This is a genomic window from Haloarcula ordinaria (genome assembly GCF_029338275.1).
GTDB classification, from domain to species: Archaea; Halobacteriota; Halobacteria; order Halobacteriales; family Haloarculaceae; genus Haloarcula; species Haloarcula ordinaria.
Genome location: NZ_CP119789.1, coordinates 2,516,425 through 2,534,282, shown reverse-complemented (window position 1 = coordinate 2,534,282; position 17,858 = coordinate 2,516,425). Strand labels below are relative to the sequence as shown.

The 17,858-nt window shown below is 67.5% G+C and carries 19 protein-coding genes; 11 read left to right on the top strand and 8 right to left on the bottom strand.

Annotation, left to right across the window (positions count from 1 at the left end):
* Positions 1-43: 43 nt before the first annotated feature.
* The 3 genes from P1L41_RS13320 to P1L41_RS13310 all read right to left on the bottom strand — a co-directional run bounded on the left by P1L41_RS13320 (position 44) and on the right by P1L41_RS13310 (position 2,445).
* Positions 44-229, bottom strand: a complete 186-nt coding sequence (locus P1L41_RS13320) for a hypothetical protein (protein ID WP_276296215.1) — start codon at positions 227-229, stop codon at positions 44-46.
* 125 nt (positions 230-354) lie between these two features.
* A complete protein-coding gene (locus P1L41_RS13315) occupies positions 355-1,359 on the bottom strand; it encodes an FKBP-type peptidyl-prolyl cis-trans isomerase (protein WP_276296214.1) in 1,005 nt (334 codons plus the stop codon).
* A gap of 51 nt (positions 1,360-1,410) precedes the next feature.
* Positions 1,411-2,445, bottom strand: coding sequence for a threonine ammonia-lyase (locus P1L41_RS13310; RefSeq protein ID WP_276296213.1), 1,035 nt, complete (start codon positions 2,443-2,445; stop codon positions 1,411-1,413).
* Between the two features lie 80 nt (positions 2,446-2,525).
* Between P1L41_RS13310 and cyaB the strand changes: the two genes are divergently transcribed.
* The 5 genes from cyaB to P1L41_RS13285 all read left to right on the top strand — a co-directional run bounded on the left by cyaB (position 2,526) and on the right by P1L41_RS13285 (position 6,775).
* Positions 2,526-3,071, top strand: a complete 546-nt coding sequence (gene cyaB / locus P1L41_RS13305) for a class IV adenylate cyclase (RefSeq protein ID WP_276296212.1) — start codon at positions 2,526-2,528, stop codon at positions 3,069-3,071.
* A 59-nt stretch (positions 3,072-3,130) separates the two neighbouring features.
* On the top strand, positions 3,131-4,333 hold the full coding sequence (locus P1L41_RS13300; protein WP_276296211.1) for a methionine adenosyltransferase: 1,203 nt from the start codon (positions 3,131-3,133) through the stop codon (positions 4,331-4,333).
* Between the two features lie 224 nt (positions 4,334-4,557).
* On the top strand, positions 4,558-4,959 hold the full coding sequence (locus P1L41_RS13295) for a carboxymuconolactone decarboxylase family protein (RefSeq protein ID WP_276296210.1): 402 nt from the start codon (positions 4,558-4,560) through the stop codon (positions 4,957-4,959).
* Between the two features lie 64 nt (positions 4,960-5,023).
* Positions 5,024-6,211, top strand: coding sequence for a tRNA sulfurtransferase (locus P1L41_RS13290; protein WP_276296209.1), 1,188 nt, complete (start codon positions 5,024-5,026; stop codon positions 6,209-6,211).
* A 27-nt stretch (positions 6,212-6,238) separates the two neighbouring features.
* Positions 6,239-6,775, top strand: coding sequence for a DUF5804 family protein (locus P1L41_RS13285; protein WP_276296208.1), 537 nt, complete (start codon positions 6,239-6,241; stop codon positions 6,773-6,775).
* 14 nt (positions 6,776-6,789) lie between these two features.
* Here the strand turns inward: P1L41_RS13285 and P1L41_RS13280 are convergent, their stop codons facing one another.
* A complete protein-coding gene (locus P1L41_RS13280) occupies positions 6,790-7,701 on the bottom strand; it encodes a PLP-dependent cysteine synthase family protein (protein WP_276296207.1) in 912 nt (303 codons plus the stop codon).
* A gap of 137 nt (positions 7,702-7,838) precedes the next feature.
* Between P1L41_RS13280 and P1L41_RS13275 the strand changes: the two genes are divergently transcribed.
* Positions 7,839-8,234 carry a thioredoxin gene (locus tag P1L41_RS13275; protein WP_276296206.1) on the top strand — a complete coding sequence of 132 codons (396 nt, stop codon included), beginning with the start codon at positions 7,839-7,841 and terminating at the stop codon, positions 8,232-8,234.
* A 9-nt stretch (positions 8,235-8,243) separates the two neighbouring features.
* On the opposite strand, the gene P1L41_RS13270 is transcribed toward P1L41_RS13275, so the two are convergent.
* Positions 8,244-8,867: an RAD55 family ATPase gene (locus tag P1L41_RS13270; RefSeq protein ID WP_276296205.1), complete on the bottom strand. Its 624-nt coding sequence runs from the start codon at positions 8,865-8,867 to the stop codon at positions 8,244-8,246.
* A 189-nt stretch (positions 8,868-9,056) separates the two neighbouring features.
* Between P1L41_RS13270 and P1L41_RS13265 the strand changes: the two genes are divergently transcribed.
* Positions 9,057-9,398 (top strand): cupin domain-containing protein, encoded by a 342-nt coding sequence (locus P1L41_RS13265; protein ID WP_276296204.1) that lies wholly within the window; start codon positions 9,057-9,059, stop codon positions 9,396-9,398.
* A 61-nt stretch (positions 9,399-9,459) separates the two neighbouring features.
* Positions 9,460-10,425 (top strand): NADPH:quinone reductase, encoded by a 966-nt coding sequence (locus tag P1L41_RS13260; protein ID WP_276296203.1) that lies wholly within the window; start codon positions 9,460-9,462, stop codon positions 10,423-10,425.
* 21 nt (positions 10,426-10,446) lie between these two features.
* On the opposite strand, the gene P1L41_RS13255 is transcribed toward P1L41_RS13260, so the two are convergent.
* A complete protein-coding gene (locus P1L41_RS13255) occupies positions 10,447-12,585 on the bottom strand; it encodes a thioredoxin domain-containing protein (protein WP_276296202.1) in 2,139 nt (712 codons plus the stop codon).
* A 103-nt stretch (positions 12,586-12,688) separates the two neighbouring features.
* On the opposite strand from P1L41_RS13255, the gene purD reads away from it, so the two are divergent.
* The 3 genes from purD to P1L41_RS13240 all read left to right on the top strand — a co-directional run bounded on the left by purD (position 12,689) and on the right by P1L41_RS13240 (position 16,181).
* The gene (gene purD, locus P1L41_RS13250) at positions 12,689-13,981 is read left to right on the top strand and encodes a phosphoribosylamine--glycine ligase (RefSeq protein WP_276296201.1); all 1,293 of its coding nucleotides are present in this window, start codon (positions 12,689-12,691) and stop codon (positions 13,979-13,981) included.
* A gap of 109 nt (positions 13,982-14,090) precedes the next feature.
* The gene (locus P1L41_RS13245; protein ID WP_276298464.1) at positions 14,091-15,587 is read left to right on the top strand and encodes a TrkH family potassium uptake protein; all 1,497 of its coding nucleotides are present in this window, start codon (positions 14,091-14,093) and stop codon (positions 15,585-15,587) included.
* A 39-nt stretch (positions 15,588-15,626) separates the two neighbouring features.
* Complete coding sequence (locus P1L41_RS13240) at positions 15,627-16,181, top strand: acyltransferase (protein WP_276296200.1); 555 nt, start codon at positions 15,627-15,629, stop codon at positions 16,179-16,181.
* Here P1L41_RS13240 and P1L41_RS13235 read toward each other — a convergent pair.
* Together P1L41_RS13235 and dacZ are read right to left on the bottom strand one after the other, a co-directional pair.
* Complete coding sequence (locus P1L41_RS13235; protein WP_276296199.1) at positions 16,178-16,972, bottom strand: mechanosensitive ion channel domain-containing protein; 795 nt, start codon at positions 16,970-16,972, stop codon at positions 16,178-16,180. The two genes, P1L41_RS13240 and P1L41_RS13235, sit on opposite strands and share 4 nt — an antisense overlap.
* Positions 16,973-16,974: 2 nt before the next feature.
* Positions 16,975-17,787 (bottom strand): diadenylate cyclase DacZ, encoded by an 813-nt coding sequence (gene dacZ / locus P1L41_RS13230; RefSeq protein ID WP_276296198.1) that lies wholly within the window; start codon positions 17,785-17,787, stop codon positions 16,975-16,977.
* Between the last annotated feature and the right edge of the window lie 71 nt (positions 17,788-17,858).

Sequence of the window (17,858 nt, the reverse complement as noted above, 5' to 3'; positions counted from 1 at the left end):
CCTCCGCCGGACCTCGTCGGTTGCTTCCTCAGCACGGAAGTCGCTACTCGGGTCGGTTGGGCGACCCGACTTCCGTCCCAAGGAGCACTATCCCGAGGATGAGCAGGCCCACGGAGAGCCCGCCGACGGCGCCGAACCGGATGTTACCGGTCAGTAGCGTGACCCCGACACCGAGCGCCACGGCCGGCGGGACCGAGAACAGCGCCGCGTACGTCAGCGTCGCTCGCATGGGTGTGAATGTGATGCCTCCCAGATAACCGTTTTCGAGCGGTCAGTGAACCAGTGCAACCGCTCGACGGTCGAACCGCCCGCAGAACCGCACGCGTCGCGTCGCCGGGAACCGGGTCGAGCGCGTTACTCTTCGACGTCTTCGATCTCGTCCATGATCTCCTCGGCGTCGACGTCGGCGTCCTCGAGCGCGTCCTCGATGTCGCCCATCCCGCCGGCGCCGCCCATGCCGCCGCCCATCATGCCGGGCATACCCATACCCATCCCGCCCAGCTCCTCCTGGACGATGATGCGGTCGACGTCGAGCAGCTGGGTGAGCTGCTGGGCGATCTGCTGTTTGCCCATCATCCACTGCTGGTTCATCGTCAGCTGCGGGGTCGCCTCGATGTAGAGCGTCTCCTTCTCGACCTCGACGGTCTCGTACTCGGGTTCGCTCGCTTCGGCGGCTTCGCCGCCTTCGTCCGAGGCGTCTTCCGACGCCTCGCTGTCCTCGTCGTCCTCGCTCTCGACGAGCTGCTCTTCCTCGACGGTCTCGGTCTCGAACCAGACGTCGAGGCGCATGTCGAGCATCAGGTCGAGGATGCCGGCGGCCTTCTCCTCGCGGTCGGTGACCTCCTCGACGATCTCGTAGTCGTACTCGACGTCCTCGCCCGCCAGCGGGTGGTTGAAGTCGACGCGGGCACGCCCGCCGATGATGGTCTCGACGTGGCCGTGCTCGCCGTCGATGTCGACGTGGCCGCCGGGGTAGCGGTCGTCTTCCGGGATCTTGTCCTTCGAGACGGTTCGGACCTGCTCTTCGTCGTACTCGCCGAAGGCGTCGGCGGCCGCGATGGTGACGCTCCCCTCGTCGCCGACCGCCTTCCCCATGATGTCCTCCTCGACGTCCGGGAAGATGTGACCCTCACCCAGGACGATGGTACGCGGGCCCCAGTCCTGCTGCTCGGTGTCGATGCCGTCTTCCTCAGCGATTTCCTCGTGCGTCGTGTCGACGAGGTTGCCGTCGTCGACGGTGCGGGCGGTGTAGGCGAGTTTGATGACGTCGCCGTCCTGGAGTCCGCTCTCGGTCTGTTCGTCCTCGGTGTCTGCCTCTTCCTCGACCGCTTCCGCGTCGGCCTCGGACTCGTTGCTCATACCGTGTTCGTCAGTCGTGGCACTCTTAAGGACAACGTTTCGGGGCCGCCGTCACTGCGCGTTCGCCCCGTCCGTGAGTAGGTCGACGAGTTTCTCGTGGGAGATGTTCCGCCCCGAGACGGGGATGACGACGGTCTCGCCGGCGATGTCGTCGCCGGCCTGTCGGGCGGCGGCAACGCCGGTCGCGCACGCGCCCTCCATGACGATGCGTTCGTCCAGGAACAGGTCACGCACCCCGTCGCGGATGGCCGATTCGGAGACGAGCCGGAAGTCCGTGAGTCGGTCCCGCAGCACCTCCACAGTGAGGGCGAACGGGACCCGCGTGGCGACGCCCTCCGCCATCGTGTCCACTGGCTCGTGGGCGTCCATCGTCCCGTCCCGCCAGGCGTTGTGGACGGCCGGGGCCGCCGCGGCCTGGACGCCGATTACCTCGGCGTCGGTCAGTGCGCCGACGGTGAGGCAGTATCCGGCGGCCGCCGACCCGCCCCCGACCGGACAGAACACGCGGTCGACCGAGGGGAGGTCGTCGACGACTTCGAGGCCGGCGGTACCCACGCCGGCCACGAGTTTCGGTTCGTTGCCCGAGTGGACGTACCGAGCCTGCCGCTGTGCGGCCAGTTTCTCGATGTGCTCGCGCGCAGCGTCGTAATCTGCCCCGCGCTGGATGACTTCCGCGCCGAAGCGCTCCATGGCCGCGACCTTCTCGGGGTTTGCGTCGGCCGGGACGCCGATAGTCACCGGGACGTCGAACTGGCGGCCGGCCCAGGCTATCGACTGACCGTGATTCCCCGTACTCGCCGCGAGCAGCCCCCGCTCGCGGAACTCCTCGTCGAGCGTCGCGACGAGGTTCACCCCGCCGCGGATTTTGAACGCCCCTGTCGGCAGCGTGTCCTCGCGCTTGAGGTACACCTCCGCGTCGAGTTCGGCCGAGAGTGACTCCGAGCGGACCAGCGGCGTCTTCGGGAGGTGTTGCCGGACTATCTTCCGAGCGGCGGCCACGTCGGCCGTCGACGGCGGCGTCAGGTCGTGATAGGGGAACACTGTCGTCTCGTCCGGCGATTCGGCGGGGGTGTACCGGCCGTCCATACGTCCCCTCTCTGGCCGGAGACAGTAAATCACGCGGTCGGAACGGACCGCTTTTCAGCGACGCGGGTCCAGGCCGGTGCATGTACGAAGTCGAAGTGAAGGTGCCCGCCGACCTCTCCAGCGTCGAACGCGCGCTCGAGGACGCGGGTGCCGAGCGAGCAGGTGAAGTGGTCCAGGTCGACACCTACTACGACGCGCCCCACCGGGACTTCGCCGAGACGGACGAGGCGCTCCGCACCCGCGAGGAGACGCGGGACGGCGAGACGACGACGAAACTCACCTACAAGGGGCCGCTCGTGGACGACGAATCGAAGACGCGCGAGGAGTTCGAGACGGCCGTCGCCGACGGTGCGGCCACTGCGACCATCTTCGAGCGGATGGGCTTCTCGCCGGCGGCGACCGTCCGCAAGGACCGGCAGTTCTACACGCTCGACGGCTACACGGTGACGCTGGACGATGTCGAGGGCGTCGGTGAGTTCGTCGAAGTCGAGGTCGAGACGGACGAGGCCGGCGTCGAGCGGGCACGAGCGGGTGCCTTCGAGATACTGGAACTGCTCGGTCTCGACCCGGCCGACCAGGTCCGGACCTCCTACCTCGGACTGCTGCTCGAAAATGCGGGGGAGTAATCATCGCCGCCTGAACTGTTCCCGTAAGTTATAGAACCCACCGAAGCAAAGGCCAGACAATGACCGACCGGAACATCCACGTCCAGCCCGAACACGGGCTGGCAGTCGAAGACCAGGACGTCGAAATCGTCGAGCGGAAGGGTATCGGTCACCCCGACTCTATCTGCGACGGCGTCGCCGAGACCGTCGCACGAGCGCTCGCACAGGGCTACATCGAGCGCTTCGGCAAAGTGCTTCACTTCAACACCGACGAGACGCAGCTCGTCGCCGGGACGGCCGCACCGGCCTACGGCGGCGGCGAGGTGCTCGAACCCATCTATCTCCTCATCGTCGGGCGCGCGACCAAGGCCTACGAGGGCCAGCGCTTCCCGGCCGAGCGCATCGCGCTCGAAGCCGCCCGGGGGTACCTCGACGAGACGTTCCCCCACCTGGACTCGGGGAGCGACATCATCGTCGACGTCCAGCTGGGCGAGGGCTCGGGCGACCTCCAGACCGTCTTCGGCGAGGCGGGCGCGGTGCCGATGGCCAACGACACGAGTTACGGTGTCGGCCACGCGCCACTCTCCGAGACCGAGCAGATCGTCTACAACACGGAACGCAAACTCACCGGTGAATACGCGGCCGACAACCCGGTCGTCGGCCAGGACGTGAAGGTGATGGGCAAACGCGAGGGGGACCACATCGACGTCACCGTCGCCGTCGCGATGGTCGACGAGCACGTCGCGGACATCCATGCCTACAAGCAGGCGGTCGAGGACGTCCGGGAGTACGTCGGGACGCTGGCGACGGAGTACACCGACCGCGAGGTCACCGTCCACGTCAACACCGCCGACGACTACGACGAGCAGTCCATCTACCTCACGGTGACCGGGACCAGCGCCGAACAGGGCGACGACGGCTCTGTCGGCCGGGGCAACCGTGCGAACGGCCTCATCACGCCCAATCGACCGATGAGCATGGAGGCCACCTCCGGCAAGAACCCCATCAACCACATCGGGAAGATATACAACCTCCTCTCGACGGAGATCGCCCACTCCGTCGTCGACGAGGTCGACGGTATCCGCCAGCTCCAGCTGCGACTGCTCTCTCAAATCGGCTCGCCCATCGACCAGCCTCACGTCGCCGACGCGATGCTCGTCACCGAGGACGGCGTCGAACTCGGCGACATCGAGACCGAGGTCCGCGCGGCCGTCGACGAGGAACTGGCGGCCGTCACCGACGTCACCGAGCAGGTCATCGAGGGCGACGTCTCGACGTTCTGAGTCGGCCGTAAGCTACCCGTCACGTCTCCGGTCGGTACTCAGATTTCTGCCGTGCCGCTGGTCGATTCCCGGGGCCCCGGAGGGGTCAGATATGCCACAGTTAGCGGCGGGTAACGACGGCTCTATCCTGGCATGGTAACACATAACAAAGACTGTCCGCTCCGTACTGGGATTGCCACCAAGGCGGCGCACCGCCGACGAACTACAACCAGAGACACCCGACAATGGCGACAACAGAGTCAGCGACAGACGTCCGAGAGGACATGGAAGAGACGTTCGGGATGGTCCCGTCCCCGTTGGACGCGATTCCGGAGGCGGACGTGGCCTCCGAATGGCCGTTCTTCAAGAAGTACACGGTCGGCGAATCCGAGATTCCCGCGAAGTACCGCGAACTGATGGGCCTGGCCGTCGCGGCCAACATCAGGTGCCCCTACTGCCTGCACTTCCACAGGACGGCGGCGGAGCTCCACGGCGCGAGCGAGGCGGAACTGGCGGAGGTCGTCTCGCTCGCGAGTCTGACCTCGCGGTACAGCGCGATGCTGCACGCGTCCGACAAGGACCTAGAGGAGTTCAAGACGGACGTGAGGAAGATCGCGGACCACCTCGAGGCCCACGGCGGCGACTGAACCGGCGACGAACGCTCGGCACGGAAGCCGACACGCATTTATTTGCCATCCAGGTACCTCGCGTATGCATCCACCTGACGCCGACGTGGTCCTCATCAGACACGGCGACATCGGCGTCAAGAGCGAGCAGGTCCGCCGGAAGATGGAGAGCCGCCTCGCGGACAATCTGAGGACCATGCTCGCGGACCGGGGCGTCGACGGCGACGTCGAACAGCGACGGAACCGCCTGTTCGTCCACACGGACGACCCCGCGGCCGTCACCGCAGCGGCGGCCGACACCGTCGGCGTCTCGTCTGCCTCTCCGGCCCTGACTGTCGCCCCGACGCTCGACGACATCTGTGCGGCACTGGCTGCCGCGACGCACGAACACTACGACGGCGGGACGTTCGCCGTCGACGCCCGCCGCGCGGGACCCGCGGACGCACACCCGTTCTCGAGCACCGACATCGAGTCCGAGGGCGGCGCGGCGGTCTGGGGGGCCATCGACGCCATGGGTGGGGACCCGTCCGTCGACCTCGACGACCCCGACTTCCGGCTGTTCGTCGAGTGCCGGCGCGACGAGGCGTTCGTCTTCTTAGAGCGCTGCGAGGGACCGGGTGGCCTTCCGCTGGGGAGCCAGCGTCCCGTAGTCGCGCTGGTCAGTGGCGGCATCGACTCGCCGGTCGCCGCCTGGCAGCTCATGCGCCGCGGGGCCCCGGTCGTCCCCGTCTACGTCGACCTCGGGGCGTACGGCGGCGCCGACCATCGGGCCCGGGCGCTCTCGACCGTGGAGACGCTGGCCGCATACGCGCCGACGACGGACCTCTCGACGCACGTCGTCGACGCGGGCGACGTCGCTGCCGCCCTGGACGACACGATGGGAGCCATGCGGATGCTTGCGGTCCGCCGGTTCATGCTCGTGGCCGCGGAAGCCGTTGCCGAGGACGTCGGGGCCGTCGGTATCGTCACCGGCGAGGCTATCGGCCAGAAGTCCAGCCAGACGAGCGCGAACATCGCCGTCACCGACGCGGCGACGTCACTGCCGGTCCACCGGCCGCTCCTCACGCTCGACAAGCCCGAGATAACGCAGCAGGCTCGCGACCTCGGCACGTTCCGCGACTCGACCATCGACGCCGGCTGTGACCGACTCGCGCCGTCGCTTCCGGCGACGAACAGCTCTCTGGCGGCGATTCGCGACGCCGAACCCGACGACCTCTTCGAGCGGGCACGGACGGCGGCCGGCGAGCGGTCGGTCGTCCCCATCGAAAGGTAAATCTCCGGGGCGGGCGACGGCCAAGACATGACGCAGGTCTGTCTCGTCGGGAGCGAGGACGTCAACCTCCGGTACGAACTGCTCTCGCGCGAGACCGCACGGGACGCGCTCGCCACCTACGACCTGCAGGAGCCGTTCGAGAACTGCCTGAGCGTCGAGACGGTCAGCCTCGGGGCGGCCGTCGCCCTGCTGAACGACCTGAACTGGTACCTCGTCCGGTTCGTCGACGCGGCGTTCGTCCGCGAGCCGTCGATTCACGAGACCGAGTGGCTCTCGCGTGACCTCGCCGCGGCCGTCAGGGACGACGGGGTGGCGCCCGACGAGACCGGTCGGTTTCTCACCGTGTACGGCATCGTCGAGGACGACGCGGCGAACGAGGAGGGGTCCGAGGACGGGACAGAGCGGACAGACCCACCCGAGGAGCCGTCGGTACAGGACGCCCCGCCGCGACTGGTCGAGCCGATGCTGGTGACCCGCACCGGCGACGGAATCCCCGAGTACGACCTGCGCGACGTGGACGACACGCTGGTCGTCAGAGTTACCGAAGACGAGTTCGGGGCCTAAACGACTCGCGTCGATTAGTCGAACATCCCGGTCGACATGTACCGCTCGCCGCTGTCCCAGAACACCGTGACCACGAGCGGGTCATCGACGCCGTCTTCGACGAGGCGTGCGGCGACGTCGTAGGCCGCAAGGTTCGACGCGCCCGAGGACTGGCCGACGAGGAGTCCCTCCTCACGGGCGAGACGGCGGCACTCTGTCTCGGCCTCCTCGAGCGTGACCGTCCGCACGTCGTCCAGCAGGTCGACGTCGAGGTTGTCGCTGACGAAGCCAGGCCCCATCCCCTGGAAGCTGTCCTCGCCGGTCCCCGGCTCCATCCCCGAGAGCACGGCGTTGTTCGCGGGTTCGACGGCCACCACCTCGACGTCCGGATAGGCTTCCTTGAGCCGCCGTCCGGTCCCGGTGATGGTGCCGCCGGTGCCGACGCCCGCCACGAGCGCGTCGACGGTCCGGTCGCCCACCTGGTCGACGATCTCGACGCCGGTCGTCTGGTAGTGCGATTCCGGGTTCGCGGGGTTCTCGAACTGGTGGAGCTGCACGTAGCCCTCCGTCTCGGTGAGCTCGTCGGCTCGCTCCTTCGCGGCCGAGATGTCGCCGTCGACGAGCTCGATGTCGGCGCCGTAGGCTTTCATGATGCCACGCCGTTCCGGTGACTTCGACGACGGCATCACGAGGACGACGTCGTACCCCTTCGCCGCGCCGACCATGGCCATCCCGATGCCGGTGTTCCCGCTGGTCGGCTCCACGAGCGTATCACCGTCCGAGAGCTCCCCGTCCCGCTCGGCCCGCTCTATCATGAACCTCGCCGGGCGGTCCTTGGCCGACCCGCCGGGGTTGAACGACTCGACCTTCGCGGCGACCGTCGCGCCCTCGGGGGCTCGCACCGAGACCAGCGGGGACCCGATGGTGTCGATAATAGATTCGTCCATTGGGGGAGCGTACGCCACCCCATCATAAACCGCTAGTGGCATCGCCAAAGCGTGCGGGGAGTCGTCGCTGCCGGCAGCGTTTTCCGATGCGTCCGAGAGCCGGGCATTTCAAGCCGTTCGACGTACAACGAGCGGCTATGAGCGATACGGAACGACTCGAGACGATGGAACCGAACCCGGTGTGGGTCGCCGACGCCTACACGGACACCGTGGACACCCTGAGCGAGTACGGCGCGGACCTCGTGTTCAGGGTCTGGGGCGGCGACTGGTGCAAGGACTGCCGGTCGCAGCTCCCCGACTTCGGGGCCGCACTGGAGGCGGCGGCCATCCCCGAGGAGAACGTCCACCACTACCCGACTGAGAAGGAAGACGACGGGTCGAAGACGGGGCCCGGCGTCGAGGAGTACGGCATCGAGTACATCCCAACGGTCGTCGTCGAGTACGAGGGCGAAGAGGTGGCGCGGTTCGTCGAGGACGAACCCGTGCCCATCGCGGTGTATCTGGCCGACGAGATCGCCGCCGCGCTCGACTGAGACGAGGCCTCAGTCGATATCGACGGCCACACGCTCCGTGAGTTCCAGGTTCAGGGGCGCGGGGAGCGCCGGCCCGCCACGGAACTTCGGGACGGAGAGCCGATTCTCGACGGTCTGGTTGTCGACGGACGTCTCCAGGTTGAACACGAGGTCCGCCATGTACGTGGTGACGTCGCGCTGCTCGGATGCGCTCGAACCGGCGAGGCAGTGGAGGACAGCGATGCTCTCGGTGGCGTCCAGTCGCTCCTGTAACCACACCAGGAACCTCCGGAGCGACTTCGTGTCACAAGTCTCGACGGCGTCCATCGGGTCGATGACCACGACTGACGGCTTGGCGACCCGCTTGACGTACCCGGCGATTTCGACGAGCGGCGCGTCCGAATCGACGGCCCTGACGAAGCGGTTCGATGCTTCGGCCCCTGTCGACTCGAAAGCCTTCCGGACGGACGAAACCGACCGCCTGGCGGTCAGGTACAGCGTCGGTCTGTCGGTCGCGAACTGGGACAACAGCAGTTCGGACTGGCTCGTCGGCGCGGCGAGCAAAGCGACGATGCTGCCGGCCGGAATCCCACCCCCGAGACCGGTATCGAGCGGGCCGATGCCCGTCTCGTACCGTGACGCGACCCCTGACATGATATGACCGAGCTACCCCCGATACCTGCCTTGTAATACCGTCGCTACCGCCGACGTCTCGCTCAGAAACAGCGGGTAGATACCTGCTAACCGGGGATATTTGGGTCTGTAGCAGAACATGGACTGCCCTACTCGGTCGTCGCCCGCTCCGTCGGATACTATTTTGATGGTGGGCCGTCCACGTCGAGTATGGACGTCGTAGCAGACGATTCGTTCGAAGAGGTCGAAGTCGAACCCGGGGTCTTCCTCGCACAGATGGCCGCCGGTGACGAGATGAGCATCCAGCACCTGCGGATGGCGCCGGGGGGCCGCGTGCCCGAACACAGCCACCACCACGAGCAGGTCGGGTTCGTCTACCAGGGCGCACAGACCTTCGTCCTGGAGGACGGCGAGGCGGTGACCGTCGAGGCCGGCGAGTCCTACCGGCTCGAGAGCCACGAGGTCCACGCGGCGGAGAACCGCGGCGACGACGAGCTGCTCGCCATCGATATCTTCAGTCCGCCCCGCCCCAACCCAGACTGGCTGGAGTGAGCGGTCGGCCGGGGACCCGGGTGGACCCACATTTAAGTCAAGTCCCCCTCTCACTCCGGATATGCGAGCCGTACGCCTCCACGAACACGGTGGTACAGACGTTCTCGGTGTCGAAGAGACCGACCGACCGGAGCCGGCCGACGACGAACTCCTCGTCGAAGTCGCCGCCGCCGGCGTGAACCCGGTCGACACCTACTTCCGCGACGGGTCTTACACCCCGGCCTCGCTGCCGTTCTCCCCGGGTGTCGACGTCGCCGGCGTCGTCAGCGCCACCGGCGACGGGGTCACGGGGTTCGAACCCGGTGACCGCGTGTATGGGACCGGCATCGGGAACGCTGCCCACCAGGGGGCGTACGCCGAGTACGCGACGGTTCCCACCGACCGGGTGGTTCACCTGCCGGACGGGGCCGACCTGACGGAAGCCGGGGCTGCCGGCGTCGTCGCTGGCACCGCGTGGCGGTCGCTGGTCGACCACGCCGAACTCGACCCGGCCGAGTACTGCCTGATTCACGGCGGGTCGGGTGGCGTCGGCCACGCAGCCGTACAGATTGCTGCGGCGGTCTCCGCCCGCGTCGTCACGACCGCCGCACCGACCTATCACGAGGCGCTCTCCGACCTCGGTGCCGAGACGGTGCTCGACTACGACCGTGACGACCTGGCCGACGCCATCGTCGACGCCTCGGACGGCGGCGTCGACGTCGTCCTGGACCACCGGCTGGACGACTACCTCCAGCTCGACGCCGACGTGGCGGCGGACCAGTGTCGCGTGGTCGGCATCGGCGAGAACCAGCCGAACCCCGGCTTCACGAACGACCAGCCGGCCCGGGCGAAGGACGTCTCCTACCAGTTCATGAGTATGTTCAACACACCTGACCTCAGGGTCCCGCTTCGGGGCGTCGCGCACCTCATGGGCACCGACGCGCTGTCGATAGAAGTCGCTCGGTCCTACGACCTGGAGGAGGCGGCCGAGGCCCAGCGCGCCGTCATGGAAGACAGCTTCATGGGCAAGCTCGTCATCGAGCCCTGAGCGAAGGTCCCGTTCTCGCGGTCAGTTCTGCCCCCACGTCAGCGCCGCCTCGAGGTCGTGTTTCGGCGGTGAACACGCGAAGTTCCGGCAGGCGTAGACGGTGGGGTCGCCGTCGGCAGGGTCGCGACCAGCCCATATCGGTGGGGCCTCGTCGAGGTCCAAAGACGCGAGCCACTCCGAGAACCCTTCGTCGGCTGCCGGCCGCCAGGCGACAAGCCGCCGGGGGACGTACGTCTCGGCCAGCGTAGTCAGCCATTCTCCCGGCGGGTCACCTGTGTCGCCGACGAGCGTCAGTTCGAGCGCGCCCTGCTGATACGTGTCCGTCGCGAGCGTCAGGGAGGCGTGCTGGAGCGGGTTCGACGAGATTCGGTCGGCGTGGGTCTGGATGACGGACTCGGCCACCGACTCGAACCGGTCGTCGTCGACGAAGTGCGAGAGTGAGAGCAGGAGCTCGACGGCGACGCCGGTGCTCGACGGCGTCGACTGGTCGGTCAGTTCCTGTGGCCGAGCGACCAGCGACTCGCCGCCCGTCGGCGTGAAGTAGAGCGTCCCCTCGGACTCGTCCCAGAAGGCCTCGCAGATGGCTGTCGCCAGGTCGCGGGCGAACGCGAGGTACTCGACGTCGGCGGTGGCCTCGAAGAGGTTCAGCGCACCCCGGCCGAGGAACGCGTAGTCCTCTAAGTAGCCGTCGATGGCGACGTCGCCGTCCTTGAACCGGCGCTGGAGGCGTTTCGCGTCGTCGTTCCAGAGGTGCTCGCGGACGAACCCGAGCGCGTCGGCCGCGACGTCGGCGTACGCGTCGTCGAGCACGATAGCCCCCTCGGCGAGCGTCGATATCATCAGGCCGTTCCACCCGGCGAGAATCTTCTCGTCGCGGGCGGGTCGCGGACGCGATTCACGTGCCTCGAAGGCCTGGTTCAGCGCCGTCTGGAGGTGTGAGAGTGCTTCCGCCTCGTCCATCTCGAACTCCTCGACGAGAGCTCCGACGGGCTTGCGGACGGCCAGGACCCGTCCCCCGTCGAACCCCCCCTTTCCGTCGACGCCGTAGTACGAACAGAAGACCTCGGCCGCCGTCTCGTCGTCGATGGCGGCGTGGGCCTGCTCGGGCGTCCAGACGTAGAAGGCCCCCTCCTCGGTGTCGCCCTCTGGGTCGTCCGGTGGCCGGCTGACGGCGTCGAGCGTGCTGAAGAAGCCGCCGTCCGGGTGTTGGAGTTCGCGCTGGACGAACTCGAACGTCTCTCTGACGACCGACGCGTAGCGCTCGGAACCGATGGCCTGGTACCCAGCGAGGAACGCGCGCGGGATCTCGGCGTTGTCGTAGAGCATCTTCTCGAAGTGGGGCACCGCCCACTGCGGGTCGGTCGCGTACCGGTGGAAGCCGCCCCCGACGTGGTCGTACAGACCCCGGTCGGCCATCACGTCCAGCGTCTCCTCGACCACCGCGAGGTAGTCGTCCTGTCCACCATCACTGTGGGCGCGCAAGAGCGCGTGGATACGGCCGGTCTGGGGGAACTTCGGCCCGCCGGAGCCCCACCCGCCGTGCTGTCGGTCAGCACCCCGGTGGGCGACCGTCGCCGCCGTCTGAATCAGGTCCTCGTCAGGGTCACCAGGTTGACCGCCGGTCGCCTCCAGGTCGCTCTCGATGGCGTCGGTCCACTGCCGGGCGCGGTTCTCCATCTCCGCGCGCTGCTCTGGGTCCGCCCAGGAGTTCGAGAGGTCCCGCAGGAGGTCGGCGAAACCCGGCTGGCCGCGCTTCTCCTCGGGTGGGAAGTACGTCCCGACGTAGAACGGCTCGCCGTCGGGCGTGAGCCACGCTGAGAGCGGCCACCCGCCCCCGCCGGTCACCTGCTGGCAGATGCTCATGTACACAGAGTCGATATCCGGGCGTTCCTCCCGGTCGACCTTGATGGGGACGAAGTGCTCGTTGAGCAGGTCGGCGATGGCCTCGTCCTCGAAACTCTCCTCCTCCATGACGTGACACCAGTGGCAAGCGGCGTAGCCGATAGAGAGGAAGATAGGGACGTTACGCTCTTTCGCCGCGTCGAGCGCCGTCTCGTCCCACGGCTGCCAGTGCACGGGATTCTCCGCGTGCTGGCGGAGGTAGGGGCTCTGGGCCTCGTCGAGCCGGTTGCGTCGCGTCGGGTCCGGGCTGTCGCTCATACCACTTTCTCGGAGGGCCGCGGGGAAAAACGGACCGACGAGGCGAGCCACCGGTCGCACTGAGAGAGCAATACTTACGTCCCAGCCAATCCGGCCTACCAACATGACAGAGACTGTGCTGCTCGTGGGTGGCGGCGGCCGTGAACACGCCGTCGCTCGCGCGCTGGCTGACTCCGACGCCGCGCTGTACGCCTGTGCCGGCAACCGGAACCCCGGTATCGTCGACCTGGCGGACGGGTTCGAGGCGCTGGACACGACCAATCCCCAGGCCGTGACCACCTACGCCCGCGAGGTCGAGGCGGACCTCGCCGTCGTCGGTCCCGAGGCACCGCTCGCGGCGGGCGTGGCCGACGCGCTCGACGACGCCGGCGTCTACGCCTTCGGCCCGCAGGAGGCCGAGGCCCGCATCGAGACGGACAAGGCGTTCCAGCGCCGGTTCATGCAGGAACACGACATCCCCGGCTGTCCCGACTTCGAGACGTTCGAGGACATGGACGCCGCCTGCGACTACATCGACGAGTACGACGGCGACCTCGCCGTGAAGCCGGCCGGCCTCACCGGCGGCAAGGGCGTCCGGGTCATCGGCGACCAGTGTACGGCCGAGGAGGCAAAGGAGTACCTCCGGACCTCCGACTACGACCGCGTCGTCCTCGAAGAACGACTCGTCGGCGAGGAGTTCACTATCCAGGCGTTCGTCGCCAACGGTGACCTCCGGGTCACTCCTGCTGTTCAGGACCACAAGCGCGCCTACGAGGGTGACGAGGGCCCCAACACCGGCGGCATGGGGAGTTACTCCGACGCCGGCCTCGCGCTCCCGTTCATGACCGAGGACGACTACACCGACGCCGTCGACGTCCTCGAAGCCACCGTCGACGCACTCGAGGGGTACAAGGGCGTCCTCTACGGCCAGTTCATGCTCACCGAGACGGGCCCGCGCGTCGTGGAGTTCAACGCACGCTTCGGCGACCCGGAGGCGATGAACACGCTCCCGGTGTTGAACACGGACTTCCTGGACGTGCTGACGGCCGCCCGCGAGGGCGAGTCGCTCCCCCAGCTCTCCTTCCAGCCCAAGGCGACCGTCTGCAAGTACGCCGTCCCGGACGGCTATCCTACCGACCCCGAATCCGGCGCGAAGGTCACCATCGACGCGGACAACGCCGGGGAGGCGCTGCTGTTCTACGCCAGCGTCGACGACCGCGAGGACGGCATCTACACGACGACCTCGCGCTCCTACGCCGTCGTCGGCGTCGCCGACTCCATCTCAGAGGCCGAGGAGATCGCCGAAGGGGCGCTCCAGCGCGCGGGCACCGAGGGGCTGCGCGTTCGCCACGACATCGGCAAGCCCGACCTCGTCCAGCAGCGCATCGACCACATGGCCGAGATCCGCGGCGACTAGGCGAATATGGCGCCTCGCTGGGCTGGGGGTTCAAGACAGTTCGGTCGGTACAGGGTGCCGTGAACGCGACGCCGCGCTCCGTGTCGACGCGCCGGGGAGGTGACCCACGCTGTCGCTGACGTCGGTCGACGTCGGCGCGTCGCTGAACGTCGTCGGCTCGATACTTCAGTGGCTGGCGGTCCCGTTCTCGATTCCGCTGGTGACCGCGTTCGTCTACGGCGAGAACCCGGTCCCGTACCTCGCCGCCATCGCGGTCTCCCTCGGCGTCGGGACGCTTCTCGTCCAGTTCGAGCGCGAGGACATCTACGACCGCGAGGCGTTCCTCGCGGTGTCGCTGTCGTGGCTCGCCATCGCGCTCGTCGGCGCGATTCCGTTCCTGGTCGAGGGGACTGGCGTGTTCACGAGCCCCGTCAACGCCCTCTTCGAGAGTATGAGCGGCATCACGACGACGGGCGCGACGGTCGTCCGCGACTTCGAGGCCCACTCCCGGGCCCTGTTGATGTGGCGCCAGGTCATCCAGTGGCTCGGCGGCCTCGGCGTCCTGTTGCTCGCCACGGCGGTCCTCTCGCGGCTCTCGGTCGCCGGCGCGCAACTGATGGAGTCCGAGACTCGGACGAAGAACGTCACGAAGCTCACGCCCGCTATCGGCGAGACGGCCCGGATACTCGTCACGCTCTACCTCGGGCTCACCGCCGCGGCCGCGCTCCTGCTTGGGCTGCTGGGCGTGGTCGGCCTCGCGCCGAAGATGACGGTCTTCGACGCTATCGCCCACGCCTTCACGGGCATCGCGACCGCTGGCTTCTCCCCACGGGCCGCGAGCGTCGGCGCGTTCTCTCCTGCGGTCCAGTGGGCCGTCATCCTCATCATGGTCGTCGGCGCGACGAACTTCATCCTGCTGTACGCCGTCTTCCGCGGGGACGTCTCCCGCCTCCGCGACAGCGACGAGCTCCACTTCTACCTGGGGATTCTCGCCGGCGGGAGTGCGCTCATCCTCGCCTTGCTCGTGGCTAACGCGACCATCACGGGCGGTCCCGAGGCGTCGGTCCGCCACGCCGTCTTCCAGGTGGTCTCCATCGTGACGACGACGGGCTACGCGTCGACGGACTTCAACATCTGGTCGGCCGCCGCGAAGAACGTGCTGTTCGTCGGGATGTTCGTCGGTGGGATGGCCGGGAGCACGACCTGCTCGATAAAGTCGCTGCGCTGGCTGCTGGTGACCAAGTCCTTCTGGCGTGACCTGAACGTCTCGGCTCACCCACAGACCATCCGCCCTATCCGGCTGGGCGGCAACGCCGTGGACGAACAGACCGTCCAGAACGTCTACGCCTACACGCTGGTGGCGCTCGTCTTCTTCATCCTCGGGACGGTGCTGCTCATCGCCGACGGCGAGCGGGCGGGCGCGCCACTCACCGAGTTCGAGGCCCTGAGCGCCTCGGCATCGACCTTCTTCAACATCGGTCCCGCGTTCGGCGCGGCGGGCCCGTACGGTACGTACGAGGGCTTTGCCCGGTCGAGCAAACTGCTGATGGTCCTGCTGATGTGGGTGGGCCGCATCGAGATTATCCCGGTCCTGGTCCTCTTCACGCCGACGTTCTGGCGCCGATAGGGCGGGGAGTTGAAGAGGGCGACCACCGTACGCACTGGCGTGACAGCGCCCGATGGACCTGCTGACGACAGGTCGGAACCCGAGGACACGGAGCGACGCCACGACCGACTCGTCAGGCACCCGACGACCGGCCCGCTGAACTCGCTGTACCACTGGACCGACGCCCGTCATCCGCTCCGGGTGATGGCCAACTACGCCGTCATCCTCGTCTGTCGGATTCTCCCCAGTATGCGACTCAAGAACGTCTTACTTCGCCGCCTCGGCATGACGGTCGGCGACGGCGTCGCGTGGGGACTGGAGTCGACACCCGACGTCTTCTGGCCCGACCGCATCACCGTCGAGGACCACGTCATCATCGGCTACGACGCGACGGTCCTGTGCCACGAGTTTCTCCAGTCCGAGTACCGGACCGGCGAGGTCAGAATCGGCGAGCGGGCGATGGTCGGCGCAGGGGCTATCATCCTCCCAGGTGTCGAAATCGGCGCGGGCGCACAGGTCGCGGCGAACTCGCTGGTGACCGAGGACGTCCCGCCCGGGACGACCGTCGCCGGCGTTCCGGCGGAACCGGTCGAGAGTGGGGCGACTGACGCCTAGTCCCGGATTCGGATAACGCCGTCCCGGAAGACCTTCTGGTTAGGGATGACGTGCTCGCGGCCATCGCTCTCGACGTGCGTGACGAACATGTCGACCTCCTGGACGATGCCCTGCCGGTCGCCGATGACTATCTCGTCGCCGATGCTGTACGGTTCGGTCAGCAGGACGTACACGCCGGCCGCGCTGGCCGAGAGGAGGTCGCGGAGCGCCAGACCGACCAGGAAGACGAGGCCGAACGCGTAGGCGGCGAGCAGGATGAGCAGCGCGAGCGTGTCGATGCCCAGTTGGCCCAGCGCGATGAGGACCGCCAGGTAGACGATGCTGTACTTGACCAGCTCGGGCAACACCGTCGCCTCCGGTAGTTTCACGCTTCGGAGGCGCTCGGAGACGACGAGTTTCGCCTTGTCACCGGCGATGAGTCCGATGATGAGTGCGAACGCGGCGATGAAGAGGTCCGGGAGGAAGGCGGTGAAGCGCGTCCAGTACGCTTCGGGGTCGACGAGTTGTGCGATGTTCAGAGCGACGGTGATGGCCGTTATGTAGACGAACAGCGCCGCGAGGTTCGACACGATACCCACCGTCGACGTGCCGAGGCTCTGGGCGGTCCGCTCGAACGGCGTCCCCTCCACGGTCTCCGGGACGCCCAGCTCCCGCATGAACTGTCGCAGGGAGCGCCAGACGAGGTAGCCGAACAGCGCCCCGACGACGAGGACGGCGATGGAGAGGACGAAGGCGCCCTCGGGCGAGAACACGGACCGGACGACCTCCGGCCAGTCGATTCCGAACTGCATCGTCAGTACTCCTCTGGGTCGACTTCGAGGATGAGCTCCCCGCCTTTGAACGCCCGTACCAGGCCGTCGCTCTCCGAGAGGACGATGGATATCGCGTTCGTGTCACGGGTGATGGCCCCGCCAGCCATGTGGCGAGCGCCGAGTCCCTTCGGGATATCGACGCCCTCTGCGGAGGGTTCGAGGTAGCGATACGCCGAGACGATCTTCCCGGCGTCGGAGATGACAAAGGCGCCGTCGAGCCGCGAGAACTCCTTGAGCATCACGTTGACGATGGGGTCGCCGACGTGGACGTGTGACTTCTCGAAGGGGTTGTACGACAGCGGCCGGGACTTGTTCATCACCTTGCCGGCGTCCCCGACGACGAACAGTGCGCCGACCGGCTTCCCCTTCTGACCCTTCTTGCCGAGTTCGACCGCGACCTCGAAGACGTCGCGGACGACGCCCGGCTCCGCGCGAGAGTTGACGAACAGGTCGTAGACACCGGAGGGAGCGAAGTCGCTGGTCTCGATGCGCATGATATTGTTGGCCGTCCCACCGAGCATGTCGGCGACGCAGACCACCTCGGCACCTTCCTCGACCACGCCCTGTTCGAGGGCGCCCTCGACACCGAAGCGGACCCGTCCCTCGATGTCGGTGAACTCGAGGGGCAGCTCGACGAACGTCTCGGCGTCGACGGTGTTGTCCGGCGCGACGACCACGACGTCGACGTCGTCCAGCTCGCCGAACTGCTCCGCGTAGGAGGCGTTCGGGGAGAACAGAAACACCGCGTCGGCGTCTGCGACCACTTCTTCGAGCAGGTCGCGCAACTCGGTCATTGTACGTATCACCTCGCGTAAGAGGAAAAAAGGTTGCGGGTAGTCTGCCGTCTGGCAGACGCGCCGTCAGC

What these genes read in the sequence shown, in the direction of transcription:
- P1L41_RS13235 (WP_276296199.1), bottom strand. Translation starts at nt 16,972, where the DNA reads ATGCAGTTCGGAATCGACTGGCCGGAGGTCGTCCGGTCCGTGTTCTCG.
- P1L41_RS13300 (WP_276296211.1), top strand. Translation starts at nt 3,131, where the DNA reads ATGACCGACCGGAACATCCACGTCCAGCCCGAACACGGGCTGGCAGTC.
- P1L41_RS13280 (WP_276296207.1), bottom strand. Translation starts at nt 7,701, where the DNA reads ATGGACGAATCTATTATCGACACCATCGGGTCCCCGCTGGTCTCGGTG.
- P1L41_RS13255 (WP_276296202.1), bottom strand. Translation starts at nt 12,585, where the DNA reads ATGAGCGACAGCCCGGACCCGACGCGACGCAACCGGCTCGACGAGGCC.
- P1L41_RS13295 (WP_276296210.1), top strand. Translation starts at nt 4,558, where the DNA reads ATGGCGACAACAGAGTCAGCGACAGACGTCCGAGAGGACATGGAAGAG.
- P1L41_RS13290 (WP_276296209.1), top strand. Translation starts at nt 5,024, where the DNA reads ATGCATCCACCTGACGCCGACGTGGTCCTCATCAGACACGGCGACATC.
- P1L41_RS13315 (WP_276296214.1), bottom strand. Translation starts at nt 1,359, where the DNA reads ATGAGCAACGAGTCCGAGGCCGACGCGGAAGCGGTCGAGGAAGAGGCA.
- P1L41_RS13260 (WP_276296203.1), top strand. Translation starts at nt 9,460, where the DNA reads ATGCGAGCCGTACGCCTCCACGAACACGGTGGTACAGACGTTCTCGGT.
- P1L41_RS13275 (WP_276296206.1), top strand. Translation starts at nt 7,839, where the DNA reads ATGAGCGATACGGAACGACTCGAGACGATGGAACCGAACCCGGTGTGG.
- P1L41_RS13285 (WP_276296208.1), top strand. Translation starts at nt 6,239, where the DNA reads ATGACGCAGGTCTGTCTCGTCGGGAGCGAGGACGTCAACCTCCGGTAC.
- P1L41_RS13320 (WP_276296215.1), bottom strand. Translation starts at nt 229, where the DNA reads ATGCGAGCGACGCTGACGTACGCGGCGCTGTTCTCGGTCCCGCCGGCC.
- P1L41_RS13270 (WP_276296205.1), bottom strand. Translation starts at nt 8,867, where the DNA reads ATGTCAGGGGTCGCGTCACGGTACGAGACGGGCATCGGCCCGCTCGAT.
- P1L41_RS13265 (WP_276296204.1), top strand. Translation starts at nt 9,057, where the DNA reads ATGGACGTCGTAGCAGACGATTCGTTCGAAGAGGTCGAAGTCGAACCC.
- P1L41_RS13310 (WP_276296213.1), bottom strand. Translation starts at nt 2,445, where the DNA reads ATGGACGGCCGGTACACCCCCGCCGAATCGCCGGACGAGACGACAGTG.
- purD (WP_276296201.1), top strand. Translation starts at nt 12,689, where the DNA reads ATGACAGAGACTGTGCTGCTCGTGGGTGGCGGCGGCCGTGAACACGCC.
- dacZ (WP_276296198.1), bottom strand. Translation starts at nt 17,787, where the DNA reads ATGACCGAGTTGCGCGACCTGCTCGAAGAAGTGGTCGCAGACGCCGAC.
- cyaB (WP_276296212.1), top strand. Translation starts at nt 2,526, where the DNA reads ATGTACGAAGTCGAAGTGAAGGTGCCCGCCGACCTCTCCAGCGTCGAA.